The sequence below is a fragment of the Vibrio sp. 10N.222.55.C6 genome (genome assembly GCF_041473395.1).
Classification (GTDB): domain Bacteria; phylum Pseudomonadota; class Gammaproteobacteria; order Enterobacterales; family Vibrionaceae; genus Vibrio; species Vibrio crassostreae_C.
In genome coordinates this window covers 1-422 of sequence record NZ_JBFRSD010000711.1, presented here as the reverse complement: position 1 = coordinate 422, position 422 = coordinate 1, and the positions used below count along the sequence as shown (strand labels likewise).

At 45.7% G+C, this 422-nt stretch carries 1 pseudogene; it reads right to left on the bottom strand.

Annotation, left to right across the window (positions count from 1 at the left end):
- A pseudogene (locus AB4486_RS25775) lies at nucleotides 1-422 on the bottom strand (hypothetical protein); the annotation flags it as partial.

Here is a 422-nt window from a genome sequence, read left to right as displayed (position 1 = left end):
GTACCATCAGCATTGAACAAGTAGTCACGAGTATTTCCATTGCCTTTAACGCGTTGGAAGTTTAGACCCTCGACCATCTCACTGGTAATGTGAGTTCGACCGCCACAATCCGTGATCGCCGTTTCGTAGTCACTCATACTCGGGATAGGTTGCCCCTCAACAGGTTCTGCATCACCGATGTAGCACTCTTCAAGCACAATCGGACGATCTTGTTGAATAATAGTATCCATCCAGATATAGCTACTTGATTGACCGTCCACAACTTCGTTCTCATAGAACTTGATTGACCACGTATCATCCAACGAATCTAACAGTGCCCAGTAAGTCGTGAAGCTCTCCGATTCATCAGAATAGCTGATCTTAACCAAGCCATCTTCTATGACCCAATCGTCAGTATAGTTACCGCCCTCTCCCTTCAATAC